The sequence below is a fragment of the Oceanospirillum linum genome (genome assembly GCF_001995095.2).
Taxonomy (GTDB): domain Bacteria; phylum Pseudomonadota; class Gammaproteobacteria; order Pseudomonadales; family Halomonadaceae; genus Oceanospirillum; species Oceanospirillum linum.
The window spans coordinates 1-413 of record NZ_MTSD02000167.1 but is presented as its reverse complement, the minus strand read 5'-3'; the positions used below and the strand labels follow the sequence as shown (position 1 = coordinate 413).

The window sequence follows — 413 nt, the reverse complement described above, 5'->3', positions numbered from 1 at the left end:
CAGACGGGCAAGTTGTTAATGCGTCAGTGTGCTGACAATGTGAAAAAAGTCTCTCTTGAACTGGGCGGAAATGCGCCGTTTATCGTTTTTGATGATGCCGATCTTGATGCAGCATTTGAAGGCGCAATGGCCTCTAAGTACCGCAACGCAGGCCAAACCTGTGTTTGTGCTAACCGTTTGTTAGTACAAGCGGGGATCTATGACACGTTCGTTGAAAAACTGGCAGAAGCCGTACAAAAACTGACGGTAGGTCATGGTCTAGAGGGGGCGTTTGAACAAGGCCCGCTGATCAACCAAGCCGCAGTGAACAAAATCAGCAGCCACATCGAAGATGCACTGGCCAAAGGGGGGCGCTTGATCTGCGGCGGTCAACCTCATGCCCTAGGCGGTACATTCTTCGAACCGACCATTAT

General features: G+C 50.8%; 1 protein-coding gene. It reads left to right on the top strand.

What is annotated here, in order from left to right; translation table 11 throughout:
* Window positions 1-413, top strand: a 413-nt coding sequence (locus BTA35_RS17160; RefSeq protein WP_139363742.1) for an aldehyde dehydrogenase family protein, incomplete at both ends; no start/stop codon positions are given.